This is a genomic window from Mesorhizobium sp. M7A.F.Ca.US.002.01.1.1, assembly GCF_004022955.1.
Taxonomy (GTDB): domain Bacteria; phylum Pseudomonadota; class Alphaproteobacteria; order Rhizobiales; family Rhizobiaceae; genus Mesorhizobium; species Mesorhizobium ciceri.
Map to the genome: position 1 here is coordinate 1 of NZ_RZQE01000096.1, position 16,320 is coordinate 16,320.

18 protein-coding genes and 1 pseudogene are annotated in these 16,320 nt (G+C 62.2%); 12 read left to right on the forward strand and 7 right to left on the reverse strand.

Features of this window, described 5'->3' with window-relative positions; translation table 11 throughout:
• A pseudogene (locus EN932_RS38850) lies at positions 1 to 130 on the reverse strand (peptidase); the annotation flags it as partial.
• 501 nt (positions 131 to 631) lie between these two features.
• Between EN932_RS38850 and EN932_RS12570 the strand changes: the two are divergent.
• The 3 genes from EN932_RS12570 (at position 632) to EN932_RS12580 (ending at position 1,992) form a co-directional block, all read left to right on the forward strand.
• Positions 632 to 844, forward strand: coding sequence for a cold-shock protein (locus tag EN932_RS12570; protein ID WP_006202520.1), 213 nt, complete (start codon positions 632 to 634; stop codon positions 842 to 844).
• A gap of 320 nt (positions 845 to 1,164) precedes the next feature.
• Positions 1,165 to 1,377 (forward strand): cold-shock protein, encoded by a 213-nt coding sequence (locus EN932_RS12575; RefSeq protein WP_013530020.1) that lies wholly within the window; start codon positions 1,165 to 1,167, stop codon positions 1,375 to 1,377.
• 183 nt (positions 1,378 to 1,560) lie between these two features.
• Positions 1,561 to 1,992 carry a BA14K family protein gene (locus EN932_RS12580; RefSeq protein WP_127368778.1) on the forward strand — a complete coding sequence of 144 codons (432 nt, stop codon included), beginning with the start codon at positions 1,561 to 1,563 and terminating at the stop codon, positions 1,990 to 1,992.
• A 127-nt stretch (positions 1,993 to 2,119) separates the two neighbouring features.
• Here the strand turns inward: EN932_RS12580 and EN932_RS12585 are convergent, their stop codons facing one another.
• From EN932_RS12585 to EN932_RS12595, 3 genes are all read right to left on the reverse strand, one after another.
• The gene (locus tag EN932_RS12585) at positions 2,120 to 2,758 is read right to left on the reverse strand and encodes an MBL fold metallo-hydrolase (protein WP_024505622.1); all 639 of its coding nucleotides are present in this window, start codon (positions 2,756 to 2,758) and stop codon (positions 2,120 to 2,122) included.
• Positions 2,759 to 2,895: 137 nt separating this feature from the next.
• A complete protein-coding gene (locus EN932_RS12590; protein ID WP_013530017.1) occupies positions 2,896 to 3,213 on the reverse strand; it encodes a hypothetical protein in 318 nt (105 codons plus the stop codon).
• Between the two features lie 145 nt (positions 3,214 to 3,358).
• Entirely contained in the window at positions 3,359 to 4,252 is an 894-nt protein-coding gene (locus EN932_RS12595) for a branched-chain amino acid aminotransferase (RefSeq protein WP_013530016.1), read from the reverse strand.
• A 246-nt stretch (positions 4,253 to 4,498) separates the two neighbouring features.
• Here EN932_RS12595 and EN932_RS12600 point away from each other — a divergent pair, with 246 nt between their 5' ends.
• The 5 genes from EN932_RS12600 (at position 4,499) to EN932_RS12620 (ending at position 10,309) form a co-directional block, all read left to right on the forward strand.
• Positions 4,499 to 5,032 carry a MarR family transcriptional regulator gene (locus EN932_RS12600; protein ID WP_024505623.1) on the forward strand — a complete coding sequence of 178 codons (534 nt, stop codon included), beginning with the start codon at positions 4,499 to 4,501 and terminating at the stop codon, positions 5,030 to 5,032.
• Complete coding sequence (locus EN932_RS12605) at positions 5,019 to 5,738, forward strand: response regulator transcription factor (RefSeq protein WP_013530014.1); 720 nt, start codon at positions 5,019 to 5,021, stop codon at positions 5,736 to 5,738. Before EN932_RS12600 ends, EN932_RS12605 begins: the two co-directional genes overlap by 14 nt.
• Positions 5,739 to 5,787: 49 nt before the next feature.
• Positions 5,788 to 7,203 carry an ATP-binding protein gene (locus EN932_RS12610; protein ID WP_013530013.1) on the forward strand — a complete coding sequence of 472 codons (1,416 nt, stop codon included), beginning with the start codon at positions 5,788 to 5,790 and terminating at the stop codon, positions 7,201 to 7,203.
• 220 nt (positions 7,204 to 7,423) lie between these two features.
• Positions 7,424 to 8,446, forward strand: coding sequence for a glycosyltransferase family 1 protein (locus EN932_RS12615; RefSeq protein WP_027162148.1), 1,023 nt, complete (start codon positions 7,424 to 7,426; stop codon positions 8,444 to 8,446).
• A gap of 288 nt (positions 8,447 to 8,734) precedes the next feature.
• Complete coding sequence (locus tag EN932_RS12620; protein ID WP_127369482.1) at positions 8,735 to 10,309, forward strand: hypothetical protein; 1,575 nt, start codon at positions 8,735 to 8,737, stop codon at positions 10,307 to 10,309.
• Positions 10,310 to 10,424: 115 nt separating this feature from the next.
• Here the strand turns inward: EN932_RS12620 and EN932_RS12625 are convergent, their stop codons facing one another.
• The 3 genes from EN932_RS12625 to EN932_RS12635 form a co-directional block, all read right to left on the reverse strand.
• Positions 10,425 to 10,784: a tRNA-binding protein gene (locus EN932_RS12625; protein WP_128368857.1), complete on the reverse strand. Its 360-nt coding sequence runs from the start codon at positions 10,782 to 10,784 to the stop codon at positions 10,425 to 10,427.
• 27 nt (positions 10,785 to 10,811) lie between these two features.
• Positions 10,812 to 11,312, reverse strand: a complete 501-nt coding sequence (locus EN932_RS12630; protein WP_013530009.1) for a YbjN domain-containing protein — start codon at positions 11,310 to 11,312, stop codon at positions 10,812 to 10,814.
• Between the two features lie 344 nt (positions 11,313 to 11,656).
• Positions 11,657 to 11,959, reverse strand: a complete 303-nt coding sequence (locus EN932_RS12635; RefSeq protein WP_013530008.1) for an accessory factor UbiK family protein — start codon at positions 11,957 to 11,959, stop codon at positions 11,657 to 11,659.
• 169 nt (positions 11,960 to 12,128) lie between these two features.
• Between EN932_RS12635 and lgt the strand changes: the two genes are divergently transcribed.
• The 4 genes from lgt to EN932_RS12655 all read left to right on the forward strand — a co-directional run bounded on the left by lgt (position 12,129) and on the right by EN932_RS12655 (position 16,119).
• Positions 12,129 to 12,983, forward strand: a complete 855-nt coding sequence (gene lgt / locus EN932_RS12640) for a prolipoprotein diacylglyceryl transferase (RefSeq protein ID WP_082827483.1) — start codon at positions 12,129 to 12,131, stop codon at positions 12,981 to 12,983.
• On the forward strand, positions 12,980 to 14,068 hold the full coding sequence (locus EN932_RS12645; protein ID WP_127384782.1) for a class I SAM-dependent methyltransferase: 1,089 nt from the start codon (positions 12,980 to 12,982) through the stop codon (positions 14,066 to 14,068). Before lgt ends, EN932_RS12645 begins: the two co-directional genes overlap by 4 nt.
• A 105-nt stretch (positions 14,069 to 14,173) precedes the next feature.
• Complete coding sequence (pgeF, locus tag EN932_RS12650; protein ID WP_127370313.1) at positions 14,174 to 14,968, forward strand: peptidoglycan editing factor PgeF; 795 nt, start codon at positions 14,174 to 14,176, stop codon at positions 14,966 to 14,968.
• A complete protein-coding gene (locus tag EN932_RS12655) occupies positions 14,968 to 16,119 on the forward strand; it encodes a Xaa-Pro peptidase family protein (protein ID WP_013530004.1) in 1,152 nt (383 codons plus the stop codon). Before pgeF ends, EN932_RS12655 begins: the two co-directional genes overlap by 1 nt.
• Positions 16,120 to 16,320 lie beyond the last annotated feature (201 nt).

Below are 16,320 nucleotides of genomic sequence, written 5' to 3' on the forward strand. Positions count from 1 at the left end.
GTTCCGGCCGGGGCGGACGCGGACGCGGCCCTGGTCCGTCATCGACGACGACGGTGCAGGCGGCAAGAAGTGCCGACAGCAACAGGATGACAAAACCCTGCCGCGAAAAGATTGCCGCCAGATATTTCATGATGATCTCCCACGATCGCGTCCCCGGTTGCCGATCCTCGCCATTCCCTTGCCAAATGCAACCCCCGTTTGCAGCCCTTTCAGTCGGAAACGCGCTGGGGCTGTAGGCGGCGTCGACCTCCTCGGCCACCTCGTCATCTGGCCCATTCGTGGCCCGGTTCTGGCCGATGACCCGGCCGGCAAGCAAGCCTATGCCGAGCCCATCGATGCTCAGGTCAGTCGATTGATGCGTCGGGACGCGCCAGTACGGCGGCCCGCGGCGGTATCTTGCAACCATCACGTTTCCGTGCGATAAATTCCGTGTTCGGGCATTTGCGACCCGGAGAGCGGAACGTTTTGGACGACCTTTCCCCGATACTGTGAATCTCTGACGGCCCCGTTTTCGGCGGGGGGTTTGACCATGCGCCAATGCATGACTGCCGAAGCAACCACCGGGAACTGCCCTTTGCGCCAGGCGGCGGGCGGGACCACCAAAGACTGAACGGGTGAAGGAGTTTCCCCAATGGCCCAGACCGGCACCGTTAAATTCTTCAACGCGACCAAAGGCTTCGGTTTCATCACGCCCGATGGTGGCGCCAAGGATGTGTTCGTCCATATCTCCGCGATCGAAGCTTCCGGCTTGCGCACGCTCGTTGACGGCCAGAAGGTCACCTTCGACGTCGAGCCGGACCGCATGGGCAAGGGCCCCAAGGCCGTCAACCTCCGCGCAGCCTGAGCCATCGGCGCGCCGCATGTCACTCAGACGTGCGACGGAGGCTCCATGCCTGCACCTGGCCTGGAGAGGGATCTGAATTTTGAAAGGCGCGGCGATCTTCGTCGCGCCTTTTCCTTATCGAAGGCGCGGGCCAGTGATGTCGCCCAAGCGGCCGGGTTCTGGGCAACGACTTGCATAAAAACAAAGACCCGAAGCATGCCGCAACGTGCTTTAGACGCCCGCAAAACTTTCTCTTGCCGATGACGCTAAAATAAAGGACAAATTTCCACTCGGGCATTTGCCGGCCCGAGACTGGAGTTTATGGGACAAAGGAGCTTCCCATGCCGCAGACCGGCACCGTCAAATTCTTCAATCATGCCAAGGGCTTCGGCTTCATCACGCCCGATGATGGCGCGAAGGATGTTTTCGTCCATATTTCAGCTGTGCAGGCGTCCGGTCTTCCCGGCCTCGAGGATGGGCAGAAAGTGTCGTTCGATACCGAGCCGGATAAGCGCGGCAAGGGTCCCAAGGCCGTCAACCTGTCGGTCGGCTGAGCCGGCTTCGAACCGGCGCTCCCGGGCAGATCGCTCCCTTGAGAGCCTGTGATTTTTGACGACCGTTTTGAATAAACACGTTAAAATCCGTTCAGCCCCCGTTCAGCCACGGTCGCATATTAGTCTTCGGTAAAGCCGGACCGCATCCCCGAAACTGCACGGGCCGGAACGAAGGAGACCGACATGAACCGAATTTTCAAAACCGCCGTCCTGGCCGCTGCCGTGGCCGCCACCACGCTCACGGCCTTGCCCGCCGCCAATGCGCGCGACTGGCGCCGTCATCATGGCCATCATAGCAATGGCGATGCCATTGCCGCGGGCGTGCTCGGCCTCGCGGCCGGGGCGCTGATCGGTGGCGCATTGGCCAATGACCGCCCGCCGCCCGACGCTGACCGCTACTACGATGACGGTTACTACGATCGTGACGTCGTGGTGCGCCCGGCCCCGGTCCGCCGCTATTATGCGGAGCCGCGGGTGGTCTACGCCAATCGTTATGCCGAACCGTGGACGCGTGACTGGTACGAATATTGCTCGGACCGCTACCGCAGCTTCAATTCCCGTACCGGCACGTTCACCGGCAATGACGGCGAACAGCATTTCTGCACTGCCAACTAACCAAGGGCTTCCCTGCCCCAAAACAGAAAAGCGCTGACCGCAAGGCCAGCGCTTTTTTGTTGTGGTCTCTACAATGTCAACGGTCTGCTTGAGGCTGATGAAAAACAGCTACGGTTCCGAGCCTGGTTCAAGTCAAAAAAGGATTGGTCCGCCTCTCCTCGCCAAAACGTCCGCCGGGACCGTGGCCACAGATGAAGCCGATGTCGTCGCCGAGCGGCAGGAGCTTGTCCTTGATCGAAGCGATCAGCGCCGCGTGGTCGCCGCCCGGCAGGTCGGTGCGGCCGACCGAGCCGCGGAACAGCACGTCGCCGACATGGGCGAACTTGGCTGCGCGGTTGTAGTAGACGACGTGACCGGGCGCATGGCCGGGGCAGTGCAGCACCTCGAACACATGGCCGCCGAACGACACGGTCTCGCCTTCGGCCAGGAACCGGTCGGGCACGCAGTTGCGCGCTCCGGCGATGCCGTAGCGCTTGCCCTGGTTTTCCAGATTGTCGAGCAGCGACTTGTCGGCCTCATGCGGACCGATGATCTCGACGCCGAGCGCCTCCTTCAACTCCATTGCACCGCCGGCATGGTCGATGTGGCCATGCGTTATCCAGATAGCTCCGGCTGAGATCGCATTGTCCTTCAGCACCGCCAGTACCTTGTCGATATCGCCGCCCGGATCGACGACGACGCCATGCTTGTCATCCATGTCGAACAGGATGGTGCAATTCTGCTGGAACGGTGTGACCGGCACGATGCCGGCATTGAGCTGACCCATGATCGTCCTTTCGATGTTCACGGGTGATGTAGAGGTGCCGACAAAGGGCGTCCACCCTCGAAAGACGAACAGTCAGTAGCCCCAAAACGGAAATGGGCGGCCGAAGCCGCCCATTTGAAAAGACCGAAACGGCCTGCTTACTTCTTCATGGCGCCCATGACCGCGCCGAGAATGGCGGTCAGGATCGCGCCGCCGCCGGCGCCGCCGACGATGTTCTGCAGGTTCAGCGCGCTGCCGAGACCGCTCGTTGCTGCTGCCGCAGCCGCCGGATCGACCGCACCGCCACCCAGCAGGCTGCCGAGGATCGCCGCACCACCGACGCCGCCAATGGCTCCGCCCAGGATTTTGGGAAGCTGACCCATCGCCGCCGTCTTGAGCGCCGCACCGACCGCCTGACCACCGATGATGCCAGTAATCACCTGTATGATGATCGGAAGAAGCGTGTTCATGTCCATATGATTAGTCCCTCCATAGCTATCAGCCTCCCGGGCCGACACCATCATGAGACGCCGAATTGGACGAAAGTCAAATGCAGAAACGCTGAAATAAAAGGGGCGGCCCGAAAACCGCCCCTACTTCCTAAAAAAGCTGTGGCTTTCGTTATTCTGCGGCGATCGCGTGCTTGGGCTGAACGGCCGCAGAATAGTCATTCATAAGATTCTTGGCTATTTCGCCGACCTCGAATCGGTAAGGCCCGATCTCCGAAACCGGCGTCACTTCCGCTGCCGTCCCGGTCAGGAAGCACTGCTCGAAGCTTTCCAGCTCTTCCGGCAGGATGGCGCGTTCAATTACCTCCAGGCCGCGATCCTTGGCCAGCCCGATGACCGTGCGGCGGGTGATGCCGTCGAGGAAGCAGTCGGGCTTGGGTGTGTGGATCTTGCCGTCCTTGACGAAGAAGATGTTGGCTCCGGTCGCTTCGGCGACCTGGCCACGCCAGTCGAGCATCATGGCGTCGGCATAGCCCTTGGCCTCGGCGGCGTGCTTGGACATGGTGCAGATCATGTAGAGCCCGGCGGCCTTCGACTTGGAAGGCGCGGTGCGCGGGTCGGGCCGGCGCCATTCCGCCACATCGAGACGGATGCCTTTCAGCTTCTGCGCAGGATCGAAATAGCTTGGCCATTGCCAGATGGCGATGGCGCAGTTGATGCGGTTGTTCTGCGCCGAGACGCCCATCTGCTCACTGCCGCGCCAGGCGATCGGCCGGACATAGGCGTCCTGGAAACCCTGCTTCTTGAGAAGCGTGGAAGAGGCGTCGTTGAGCTCGGCCACCGAATAGGGGATCTTGAAACCGAGCAGGCGTGCCGATTCATGCAGGCGCTCGGTGTGTTCGTTGAGCTTGAAGATCTCGCCGCCATAGGCGCGCTCTCCCTCGAAAACAGCGCTGGCGTAATGCAGCCCGTGCGTCAGCACATGGATCTTGGCGTCACCCCATTGGACGAATTCGCCGTTCATCCAGATGAAGCCATCGAGTTGATCGAAGGGAACGGATGCCATGGTAACCTCCCACGGGCGGCAGCCCGGATAGTTGTATCGTTGTGTGTTTCGTGTCGGCCGCCCAAAGCGGCTTTTATGGTGGAGCGTAGGCGGATAATTGCGCTCTGGCAAACTTAGGAAATTCCGGAAAAACCGCCTTCCCTTGCCTTTTCGTTCGCAATCCGCCCAAAAGCTTGTCAAAAATTACCATTGCAGGGAAATTACGTCAATAGTACTGACATAATCTCTCTTTCCCACGGAGAAATAATGACGGATCGAAGCCCAGCCGCCGGAAAACCGATCAGGACCGCAATGTCGGTCGAGGACGGCATCGACTTCGCCATCATCGAGCTGCTCTTCTTTGCCTATCGCGACTTCACCTCCGATCCGGACCAGATCCTGGCCGATTACGGCTTCGGCCGGGCCCACCACCGGGTGCTGCATTTCGTCAACCGCAGGCCGGGCCTGACGGTCGCCGAACTGCTCGACGTGCTGAAGATCACCAAGCAGAGCCTGGCCCGTGTGCTCAAGCAACTGATCGACACCGACCATATCGTGCAGTTGCAAGGTCCGCGCGACCGCCGCCAGCGCGAACTTTATCCGACAGCCAAGGGCCGTGCGCTGGCGCTGGCGCTGGCGCGGCCACAGTCGCGCCGCATCCATGCTGCATTGGGGGATTCCGGAGTAACCGAACGGACCTTGGTGGAACGGTTCCTCGAAGCGATGGTCAATCCGGAACTGAGGGCGCAGATCGACGTTGGGTCCGCAAAAATGTCAGGGAAAAGCCATGGAGAGCACTGAACGGGTCGATCACGCGGCCGCGCCGGACGACGACGCGCCGCATCTGCTTGTCGTCGACGACGACACCCGCATCCGCAATCTTCTCAAGCAATATCTGACCGAAAATGGCTTTCGCGTCACCGTTGCCGGCAATGCCGGCGAAGCCAGGCGCAAGCTTGCCGGCCTCGACTTCGACCTTCTGGTGCTGGACGTCATGATGCCCGGCGAGACGGGGGTCGACCTGACCAAGTCGCTGCGGGCCGAAAAGAACGTACCGATCCTGATGCTCACAGCGCTGTCGGAGACCGACAGCCGCATCTCAGGGCTGGAGGCTGGCGCCGACGACTATCTGCCAAAGCCGTTCGATCCGCGCGAGCTGATCCTGCGCATCAACAACATCCTGCGCCGCGGTGGCCCGGCGACCACGCCCAAGGTCGAGCAGTTGGTCTTCGGCCCCTACACGTTCCAGATCGCCCGGCGCGAATTGAAGCGTGGCGGCGAGGCGTTGAAGCTGACCGATCGCGAGCAGGAGATCCTGGCGATCTTCGCCGCGCGAGCGGGCGAGACGATACCCCGCCACGAGCTTGTCGGCGACGATTCGGAAGTCGGCGAGCGCACCATCGACGTCCAGATCAACCGGCTGCGCCGCAAGATCGAGCGCGATCCGTCCAATCCGGTCTGGCTCCAGACCGTACGCGGTATTGGGTATCGGCTCAGCGTGGAATAGAATGCCGCCTGCGGCCGGCTGAACGGCTGCGGGCAAGCGAAAAGAGCGAATGGCAACCACGGAACTGGAACAGCCGGGCAATGGCGGCTTGAGCGCACGCGCCGCGCGGACGCTGAAGGCGGTGCCGCGCGCCTGGAACCGCTTCTGGCGCCTCGTCTCGCTCTATATGCCCAAGCGGCTCTATGCCCGCTCGCTGATCATCGTCATCGCGCCGATGATCCTGCTGCAATCGGTCGTCGCCTTCGTCTTCATGGAACGTCACTGGGCAACCGTGACGCAGCGCCTGTCGCAGGCCACCGTGCGCGACATCGCCGCCATCATCGACCTGATCGAGACCTATCCGCGCGATGCCGACTACACCAACATCATCCGCATCGCCCAGGACCGCATGCAGCTGAAGGTCGACCTCTTGCCGCCCGACCCACTCCCCGCGCCCGGTCCAAAGCCGTTTTTCTCGATTTTGGATGATGTTCTCTCATCCGAGATCACCCGCCAGATCAACCGCCCGTTCTGGATCGACACGGTCGGCAACTCCAACATCGTCGAGGTGCGCGTGCAGCTCGAGGGCAAGGTGCTGCGCGTCTTCGTGCGCCGCAGCCAGGCCTATGCCTCGAACACCCATATCTTCCTGATCTGGATGGTCGGCACCTCGCTGGTGCTGCTGATGATCGCCATTCCCTTCCTGCGCAACCAGATCCGGCCGATCCTGATGCTTGCCGAAGCCGCCGAAAGCTTTGGCAAGGGCCGGCCGATGCCGCGCGATTTCCGGCCGCGCGGCGCCGAGGAGGTTCGCCGCGCCGGCTTTGCCTTCATGCAGATGCGCGAGCGCATCGAACGCCAGATCGAACAGCGCACCGCCATGCTGACCGGCGTCAGCCATGACCTCAGAACCATCCTCACTCGCTTCAAGCTGCAGCTGGCGCTTTCCGGCGGCAAGGCCGAGACCAAGGCAGCGCTCGACCAGGACATCGACGACATGCAGTCGATGCTCGAAGGCTATCTGTCCTTTGCCCGCGGCGAAGCTTCGGAAGACGCCGGACGGTTCGATCTCGAGGCCTATTTCGAAAAGCTCGACGAGGAAGCCAGGCTGCGCAAGCGTAAGCTGTCGACGACGCTTGCCGGCGATCACGATGTGCATGTGCGGCCCAATGCCTTTGCCCGGCTGATGTCCAACGTCATCGGCAACGCCTTCCGCTATGCCAAGACGGTGGAGGTCAACGCCACCCATGGCCGCGGCTCGCTGCTGGTCACCATCGATGACGATGGTCCGGGCATTCCCGCCGATCGACGCGAAGACGTGTTCAAGCCTTTCGTGCGGCTCGACGAGGCCCGCAACCTCGATGCCAGCGGCACCGGGCTCGGCCTGTCGATCGCCCGCGACATCGCCCGCTCCCATGGCGGAGACATCACTCTTGAAGACAGCCCGCTCGGCGGACTGCGCGCCATCATCAAGGTTCCGGCATAACCGGGCACGATTCCGAAAAGTGGAAACGGCTTCATCCGCCCGTCATGAAACCATGATCAAGAGCGCGCATGAAGCGCGCGACCTCAATTGATTCGGCCTTGCCGCCTCACTTCGACCCCGTACCTGTCCGGGTGCGCTGGAGCGAAGCGAGAGCAGCAGGCTGGTCGCCGTTCCGGCATCGTCTCAAGGCAACCGTCGACCTTTCAAGCAAAGGGCCGCCATGCGCATACTGATGGTCACCGATGCCTGGCGCCCGCAGGTCAACGGCGTCGTCCACACGCTGGAGCGGCTCACCGAGACGCTGAAGTCCTTCGACGTCGCGGTGGATTTCCTGACGCCCAATATCTTTCGCACCCTGCCCTTGCCGACCTATCCCGACATCAGGCTGGCGCTGACCACGCCCGGCCATGTCGCGCGCCTGATCGACGCCGGCAAGGCCGACCACATCCACATCGTCACCGAAGGACCGCTGGGCATCATGGCGCGGCGCTATTGCCGCAATGCCGGCCGTCCATTCACCACCAGCTATCACACGCGCTTTCCCGAATATCTCAGCGCCCGCCTGCCGGTGCCGGAAAGCTGGGCCTATCGCTGGCTGCGCGATTTCCATAATTCCGGCCAGGGCACGCTGGTCGCCACCCAGTCGCTCGCCGACGACCTTTCCGCGCGCGGCTTCACCAAGCTGCGGCCATGGACGCGCGGCGTCGACACCGACCATTTCCGCCCGGACAGGAAGAAGGACCTCGGCTTCCCCGGCCCGATCTTCCTCTGCGTCGGCCGCGTCGCCATCGAAAAGAACCTGGGTGCTTTCCTCGACCTCGACCTGCCCGGCAGCAAGGTGATCGTCGGCGAAGGCCCCGAGCTTGCCAGGCTGAAGGCGAAATATCCGCAAGCGCATTTCCTCGGCCATCGCCCCAACGACGAACTGGCCGAGATCTATGCCTCGGCCGACGTCTTCGTCTTCCCGAGCCGCACCGACACGTTCGGCAACGTCATCATCGAGGCACTGGCCAGCGGCACGCCGGTTGCCGCCTATCCGGTGACCGGGCCGATCGACATTGTCGGCGATGGTTTTGGCGGCGCGGTCTCCAACGATTTGCGCGAGGCCTCACTCGCCGCGCTCAACGTCGACCGTGCCGAAGCCCGCGAACGCGCCATGCGCTACAGCTGGAAGGCCTGTGCGGAAATGTTCCTCGATACGGTCGAGGAAGCACTGGGCACACCGCGAAAGCTGGCGGCCTGATCGTGCTTTTCGTTATCCAAGGGCGAAGCTGACACACCGCCACGAATGACAAAGCGCGGCGACGCACAATCAACCGTTAGTCTGCCACGGCACCTTGTTTCAAAGGGATGTTCGGCATGACGTATTGTGCGACTTCGAAGCCATGACCAAGTCAGAGTGACAACGCAGTTCAGGGCTGCGTAGTCATCCATACTTGAGCCGCGCCGTCATCTCGCCCTCCCAAAGACATGGAGAATCCTTGGCAATTGTCGGCGACTCAAAATTTACCATTTCTACCTACATTGCGGCATGCTCGAAGCAACAGTCAGCAAAAAAATCAACAGTTACACGAGCCATTTCATCAGGCCCGAAGGTACCTTGCTGATAGTTCTGCTGGTGGTGGCTTTCTTGCCCGTACTGCTCGTCGACATACCCGCTATGGCAGACTATCCAAATCATCTCGCAAGAATGTCGATCCTGATGCGCGCCGGTACGCCCGAAGCCCATCCCTACTATGAAGCCGCGTGGGCACCCTACCCTAATCTAGCCATGGATCTCGTCGTCCCGTTCGCTGGGCGCTTGATCGGGATCGAGCTGGCATCAAAGCTTTTCTATCTAGTCTCGCAAATGCTGGTCGTCAGCGGGGCAATGGCCGTCGGAGCGGCCGCACAGGGGCGTGTGATCCTCAGCGGCTTCGTCGCTTCGCTCTTCCTCTACGCCATGCCTTTCGCTTTCGGATTCGTGAATTTTGAATTTGGACTCGGGATCGTTCTTTGGTCCATCGCGGTTTGGATTTGGCTTGCGGAAAGACCTTTGCCGCTGCGCCTTGCGATCCACGCCGTCTTCGTCGTGGTTCTGTATATCTCTCACCTATTTGCCCTCGGCCTGTATGGCATTGTGGTGGGGCTGTACGAACTCTCCCGCTGGCCAGACCATATTGAGAATTGGAAACGCACGATCTTGCTGGTTGCCGGAATGGCTGCTCCGGTCGTCGCAGTTGGCGCCCTGGCGCTCGCCTACGGCGGCAAAGTGGGTGGCGAAGGAACCGAATGGGCCCTGTCGGCGAAATTGTTGGCGCTGGTTCAAGTCAACGGCTTCAGCAGATACACTTCCTCAGCCGTGACCGTGGTGCTGGTCATTCTCAGTTACCTTGCGGTGAAGCACAGGATGGTGGCGGTCTCTCGCGTCGGCTGCTGGATAGGCTTTGGGCTCTTGTGCCTGTTCATTGTCATGCCGTTTCGCGTTGCGGACACGGCCTTTGTCGACGGGCGCGTCCTTCTGGCGCTTGTTCTGATCCTGCCAGCCTTCGTCACGATCAAGCGTCCGCAAGGCTCGCGTGGAACACTTCTCGTCGCGCTGGCGTTTGGCGCCGGGCTTGCAAACAGTGGCATCGCGATCTGGGCCCAATTGTCGTGCCGCGGCGAATATCGTGCCCTTATGACCGCGTTCGACGCCATTCCAATGGGTTCGCGAATCCTTACCGGCCAGAATGGCCTCCCAGACGACCCGCCAACGAATCTGCTCCTTTATCCAATGTACAATGCTGCCGCGTTGGCCGTAGTCACACGCAATGCACTGATGCCAACGCTGTTCACCTATCCGGGAAAACAGCCGGTGAGGCCCCGGCCGGAAGTGGCAAACCTGACCGTACCGCAAGGCGGGCCTATCCCGATGTCTGAGCTGGAGGCCTACGCCGCCGGTGCTTCCCCACCGGTCGAGGCGGCGTATGCAGCGCATTGGACCCGTGACTTTGACTATCTGCTGGTAATCGCGCCGGAGCGCAGCCCGCCACGACACGGCAACCTTGAATTAATCGCCGAAGGCAAACAGTTCAAATTTTACAGAATAAGGAAATTGGTCGACGCGGACAGGAAAAGCGGATGATGTCCGCGCGCGACACTCCTGTCACGACATGGCATGAAATTCATGCTGAAGCATCTGCCGAAAGGATTATCAATCCATCCCGGTTCGCGGGGGATTCCGATCCCCAGTCGAGACCCTAAAACAACCGCCCGCCATCCGGCACCTTACGCTCGATCGCGCCGAGCACCACGGCGCCCTCTTCGTCGGGATAGCCGAGAGTGAGCACTTCCGACATGAATGGACCGATCTGGCGCGGCGGGAAATTGACCACCGCGAACACCTGCCGGCCGATCAGCGTCTCCGGTGTATAGTATTTGGTGATCTGCGCCGACGATTTCTTGATACCGATGCCGGCGCCGAAATCGATCTTCAGCTTGAACGCGGGCTTGCGCGCCTCGGGAAACGGCTCGGCCTCGACGATCGTGCCGGCGCGGATGTCGACACGATCGAAATCGGCAAAACTGATCTCGGGCTTGCGCTCGGTGTTCGAACTCATCTTGGTCTTGTCTGCCTTAACGGGGACTCAGGCGTTGCCGTAGGTCTCGAACAGCACACCGGCCAGGGCATCCTTGGCCGAGGTTCCCGACCAGACGACGAACTGGAATGCCTGGAAATAGCATTCGCAGGCTTCCAGCGCCGACGACAGCAACACTTCGACCTGCTGGCTCGACGGCTCGACCCCGCCGGCCAGCAGCAGCGACTGGCGGAACATGATCGCGCCCTCCTGCTCCCAGAGGTCGAAATGGCCAAACAGCATCTGCTCGTTGATCAGCGACAAGAGCCGCATCACTTCCAGCGTGCGGGTCTCCGGCACCTTGATATCGAAGGCGCAGGCCAGGTGCAGCGCCTCGAAATCCTCCATCCACGAAAAGGAGACGTGATAGTCGGTCCAGCTTCCGGCAACCGAGATCGAAATCTCGTCGTCGCCGGCCCGCTCGAAGGACCAGTCGTTGTTGTGGGCCACCTGCTCGATAACATCCACCGGATGGATTTCGCGGGAGAATTCGAGTTCGAGAAGTTCCATGGAATGCTTCCTGTCGTTCTGTACGAGCGCCGCCACACGCTCCGCGGGAGGGCACACACAACGAACAATCTTGTCTAGAACTCGGACGGCCAGGACTTTCTTCGCGCAAAGACGACTTCTCGACGCAAAGACCCCAGACCGGACCCCACCGCCCGGTCGCATGATCCTGCTCCGAATCATGCAACAAATTCAGTCTATTGATCGGGAGTCGCGTGAACAGCCCAATTTTTCGCACTGCGTCATTCGCATGTGGAAAGCCGCTGTCACAAAGATTCATGCAATGCCGTTAAGCGATTCACGGCAAAGCGCTTTTCAGGATCGGGCTATGTGGAAAAGTTTAACGATTATTTTTTTGTGCGCGGCTTGGCGGCCGTCGCTGGTGTGGCGTCGCCGGCCAGTTCTGCAAGCTTCGCCTCGAGCGCCTCGATGCGGGCGGCAAGGCGGGTATTCTCTTCCCGCGCTTTGGCGGCCATCTCGCGCGCGGCTTCGAACTCTTCGCGCTGCACCACGTCCATCGTATTGAGAATGCGCTCGGCCTGCCCCTTGAAGGCGGTCTCCACCTCACGGCGCACGCCCTGGGCGGCGCCGGCGGCGTCGGTCATCAGCTTGGCGAATTCATCGAGAATGCGGTTCGGTCCGGTCGACATGGCAAATCCTCGCGCTTGCACAAAATTGACGTAGTGGCGCCGCGCGTCGAATGCAAGCTTGTTGCACCTTGCTGCGGCATCAAGTCGAGTGCGCCCACCTTGCCTTGACCCTGCCAAAACCCTGCCGCATGGTCCGCGCCCAAACACGCTCGCAACCGAGAGTTCCCCGTTGAACGAATATTTCCTGCTGCCGCTGGCCTCCCTGCCCTTCCCCAACATCAACCCGATCCTCATCCAGATCGGGCCGCTGGCGGTGCACTGGTATGGCGTCGGCTATATCGTCGGCATCCTGTTCGCCTGGTGGTATGCCAAGCGGCTCGCCGCCAATGCCAGGCTGTGGCCGAACGGCGTCCTGCCGATGAAGCCGGAGGATCTCGACGATTTCATCGTCTGGGCGGCCATCGGCGTCGTGCTCGGAGGCCGCACCGGCTATGTGCTCTTCTATGATCTGGCGCGCTACATCGCGCACCCGCTCGATATCTTCGCCGTGTGGCAGGGCGGGATGTCGTTCCATGGCGGCCTGCTCGGCGTCATCCTCGCCATGACGCTGTTTTCCATCAAGCGCGGCATCCGCACCTGGTCGCTGTTCGATGTCGTGGCGGCCGGCGTGCCGGTCGGCCTTGGCCTGGTGCGCGTCGCCAACTTCATCAATTCCGAACTGTGGGGCCGACCAACCGACGTGCCCTGGGCGTTCGAGTTTCCCAATGGCGGGCCGTTTGCCCGTCATCCGAGCCAGCTTTACGAGGCGCTGCTCGAGGGTGTGGTGCTGTTCCTTGTGCTGCGCATTCTCACCCATTCGCGCCTCAGGCTGAAGACGCCGCGCTTCGTCGGCGGCGCCTTCATCTGCGGCTACGGCCTGTCGCGCATCTTCGTCGAGTTCTTCCGCGAGCCTGACCAGCAGCTCGGCTATCTCCTCGGCACCAACTGGCTGACCATGGGCATGATCCTTTCTACCCCGATGGTGCTGGCCGGCATCTGGGCGATGCTGACCGCCAAGCCGGTGGCACAGCCGCAGCCGGCATGACACGGCTGAAGACCCGCATCGTCGACCTGATCGAGGCCCTTGGGCCGCTTCCCGTCAACGAGTACATGGCGCTCTGCCTGTTCGACCCGGCGGACGGCTACTACACGACGCGCGAGCCCTTTGGTGCGGGCGGCGACTTCATCACCGCGCCGGAGATCAGCCAGATGTTCGGCGAACTGGTCGCGGTCTGGGTGTACCAGGTCTGGGCAGCGAGCGGCCGGCCACTGCCGGTCACCATCGCCGAGATCGGACCCGGCCGCGGCACGCTGATGAAGGACATGCTGCGCACGCTGTCGCGGCTCGATCCTGACCTGGCCAACGGCGCCACCTTCGCCATGATCGAGACAAGCCCGCGCCTGACCGAGGTGCAAAAAAAGACGCTTGGCGTCACACCCTTCGCGGTTGGCTGGCACGAAACCATCGAGACCTTGCCGCAACAATCGCTGTTCATCGTCGGCAACGAACTGTTCGACGCGGTGCCCATCCGCCAGTTCATCCGCGCCGGCGCCGGCTGGCGCGAGCGCATGGTCGGCCTCGACGAGACCAACGATCTTTGCTTCTTCGCCGGCGCCGGCTCGGTCGACCCGATGCTGCTGCCCGCCGATGCCGCTGACGCGCCGCAAGGTGCGATCGCCGAAGTGGCGCCTGCCCGCACCGCGCTCATGGCAACAATCGCCGAGCGCATATCCAGGCATGGCGGCGCCGGCCTGTTTCTCGACTACGGCCATCTCCAGCCGGGTGTCGGCGACACGCTGCAGGCCTTGCGCAGCCACGATCACGAAGATGTGCTGGCCAATCCCGGTGAGGCCGACCTCACCTCCCACGTCGATTTCGCCGCCCTTGCCGCGATCGCGCGTGCACATGGCCTCGAAGCCCATCTCACGACACAGGGCGACTTCCTGCTCGGCATGGGCATCCTCGAGCGCGCCGGCCGCCTTGGCGCCGATGCCGGCCAGGCGGCGCGCGAAAGGATCGCCGGCGACGTCGAGCGCCTCGCCGGGCCGCAAGCCATGGGCGGGCTGTTCAAGGTGCTTGCGGTGCTGCCTCGCGGCGTGGCGGTTCGGCCCTTTGCCGAGGCGGATTGACTTTTTACCGCCGCCCCTCCCAATCTCCCGTCCGCGCTTTGCAGCCTGTTCTCGACCAAGCACCTTCTTCTTGACGAAACCGCCCACACGGACAACAACGCCCGCATGCTGAATCAGACCAAACCGGATCCCGTTCGGTCGCCGCTGCTGGACAAGGCGCAGGCACAAGGCATCCGCCACGGCTATTTCACCCGCGTCGGCGGTGTTTCCGGCGGCATCTATCAGGGCCTCAACATCGGCACCGGATCGAATGACGACCAGGCGCTGGTTGCCGAGAACCGCAGCCGCGTCGCTGCCTGGATGGGCGTGCCGGCAAGCCATCTGTTGACCGCCTGGCAAATCCATTCGCCCGATGTCGTCATCGCCAGGGAGCCCTTTGCCGGCGAGCGCCCCAAGGCGGACGCTATCGTTACCGACCGGCCGGGCATCGCCATCGGCGCCTCGACCGCCGATTGCGGTCCCGTGCTGTTCGCTGATGCGCAGGCGCGCATCATCGGCGCCGCGCATGCCGGCTGGAAAGGCGCGTTCACCGGCGTGCTCGAAAACACCATCCTGGCGATGGAAAGCCTCGGCGCCCGGCGCCAAAACATCGTCGCCGTGCTAGGCCCCTCCATCGGCCCGCGAAACTACGAGGTCGGCCCGGAATTCGTCGCCCGCTTTGTCGAAGCCGACGCCGAAAACATCCTCTATTTCGCTCCGTCCGCCAATGCCGGCCATGCGATGTTCGACCTCAACCGCTACACGGTTGACCGGCTGGCCAAGGCAGGCGTGACGGCTGAGGGCCTAGACCGCTGCACTTACGCTGAGGAAGGCCTGTTCTACTCCTATCGGCGCACCACGCATCGCAAGGAGCCCGATTACGGCCGGCAGGTTTCGGCAATTGTCTTGGAGAGGGAATAATGGCGCTGCATTTTGAACGATCTGAATTTGACGCGCGGCGCGACCGGCTGATCATCGAGATGGCCGAAAAGAAGCTCGACGCCATCCTGCTGTTCGCGCAGGAAAGCATGTATTGGCTGACCGGCTACGACACGTTCGGCTTCTGCTTCTTCCAGTGCCTGGTGGTCAAGGCCGACGGTTCGATGGTGCTTCTGACCCGCTCGGCCGACCTGCGCCAGGCGCGTCAGACCTCGATTATCGACAACATCGTCTTGTGGACCGACCGCAACGGCGCCAATCCTGCGGTCGACCTGCGCAATCTGCTCAACGAACTCGACCTGCTCGGCGCCCGCATCGGTGTCGAATATGACACCCACGGCCTGACCGCCTTCAACGGCCGCCGCCTGGACGAGCAGTTGCAGACCTTCGGCCAGATCGCCGATGCGTCCGGCATTGTCGGCCGGCTGCGCCTGTTCAAGAGCCCGGCCGAGATAGCCAAGGCCGAGAAGGCCGCCAATCTCTCCGACGATGCGCTCGACGCGGCACTGCCGCTGATCAAGCAAGGCGGCGACGAAGCTCTGATCCTGGCCGCCATGCAGGGCGCGATCTTCGCCGGCGGCGGCGACTATCCGGCCAACGAGTTCATCATCGGCTCCGGCGTCGATGCGCTGCTGTGCCGCTATAAGGCCGGCCGCCGCAAGCTCACCAAGAACGACCAGCTGACGCTCGAATGGGCCGGCGTCTTCAACCACTACCATGCGCCGATGATGCGCACGGTGCTGACCGGCAAGGTGTCGAAGCGCCATCAGGAACTGTTCGACGCCGCCCGCGCAGCACTCCTGGCTGTCGAGAAGGCGATGATGCCGGGCAACAGCTTCGGCGACGTCTTCGATGCGCATGCCCGCACCATGGAGGCACACGGCCTGACCAAGCACCGGCTGAACGCCTGCGGCTATTCGGTCGGCGCCCGCTTCACCCCGTCCTGGATGGACATGCCGATGTTCTACCAGGGCAATCCCGAACCGATCGCGCCCAACATGACGCTGTTCGCCCATATGATCATCATGGACTCCGACACCGAGACGGCGATGACGCTTGGCCGCACCTACCTGACCACCGAATCCCAGCCCAGGCCGCTGTCCCGCCATGATCTCGACTTGATCGTAAAGTGAATCCACAGTGGGAGGCGTTCTTCGCCAAGGAGTTAGAAGGCAAATGAGACGATCGCATGTGACGACCGTGTCATTGCTTGTGGCATTGGCTCTTGCCGCCTGCACCAACGCAAAGGACGTGCTCGAACCGTCGGCGATCACCCCGCCGGCGACGTCGACCCAGACGCTGCCCGCAACGTCAGGCAACACGGCGGCAACGGT

Coding starts and splice junctions, on each gene's coding strand:
- EN932_RS12600 (WP_024505623.1), top strand. CDS start 4,499: ATGACGGATCGAAGCCCAGCCGCCGGAAAACCGATCAGGACCGCAATG.
- EN932_RS12630 (WP_013530009.1), bottom strand. CDS start 11,312: ATGGAACTTCTCGAACTCGAATTCTCCCGCGAAATCCATCCGGTGGAT.
- EN932_RS12615 (WP_027162148.1), top strand. CDS start 7,424: ATGCGCATACTGATGGTCACCGATGCCTGGCGCCCGCAGGTCAACGGC.
- EN932_RS12635 (WP_013530008.1), bottom strand. CDS start 11,959: ATGTCGACCGGACCGAACCGCATTCTCGATGAATTCGCCAAGCTGATG.
- EN932_RS12595 (WP_013530016.1), bottom strand. CDS start 4,252: ATGGCATCCGTTCCCTTCGATCAACTCGATGGCTTCATCTGGATGAAC.
- EN932_RS12570 (WP_006202520.1), top strand. CDS start 632: ATGGCCCAGACCGGCACCGTTAAATTCTTCAACGCGACCAAAGGCTTC.
- EN932_RS12585 (WP_024505622.1), bottom strand. CDS start 2,758: ATGGGTCAGCTCAATGCCGGCATCGTGCCGGTCACACCGTTCCAGCAG.
- pgeF (WP_127370313.1), top strand. CDS start 14,174: ATGCTGAATCAGACCAAACCGGATCCCGTTCGGTCGCCGCTGCTGGAC.
- EN932_RS12580 (WP_127368778.1), top strand. CDS start 1,561: ATGAACCGAATTTTCAAAACCGCCGTCCTGGCCGCTGCCGTGGCCGCC.
- EN932_RS12575 (WP_013530020.1), top strand. CDS start 1,165: ATGCCGCAGACCGGCACCGTCAAATTCTTCAATCATGCCAAGGGCTTC.
- EN932_RS12590 (WP_013530017.1), bottom strand. CDS start 3,213: ATGGACATGAACACGCTTCTTCCGATCATCATACAGGTGATTACTGGC.
- EN932_RS12645 (WP_127384782.1), top strand. CDS start 12,980: ATGACACGGCTGAAGACCCGCATCGTCGACCTGATCGAGGCCCTTGGG.
- EN932_RS12655 (WP_013530004.1), top strand. CDS start 14,968: ATGGCGCTGCATTTTGAACGATCTGAATTTGACGCGCGGCGCGACCGG.
- EN932_RS12620 (WP_127369482.1), top strand. CDS start 8,735: ATGCTCGAAGCAACAGTCAGCAAAAAAATCAACAGTTACACGAGCCAT.
- EN932_RS12625 (WP_128368857.1), bottom strand. CDS start 10,784: ATGAGTTCGAACACCGAGCGCAAGCCCGAGATCAGTTTTGCCGATTTC.
- EN932_RS12610 (WP_013530013.1), top strand. CDS start 5,788: ATGGCAACCACGGAACTGGAACAGCCGGGCAATGGCGGCTTGAGCGCA.
- EN932_RS12605 (WP_013530014.1), top strand. CDS start 5,019: ATGGAGAGCACTGAACGGGTCGATCACGCGGCCGCGCCGGACGACGAC.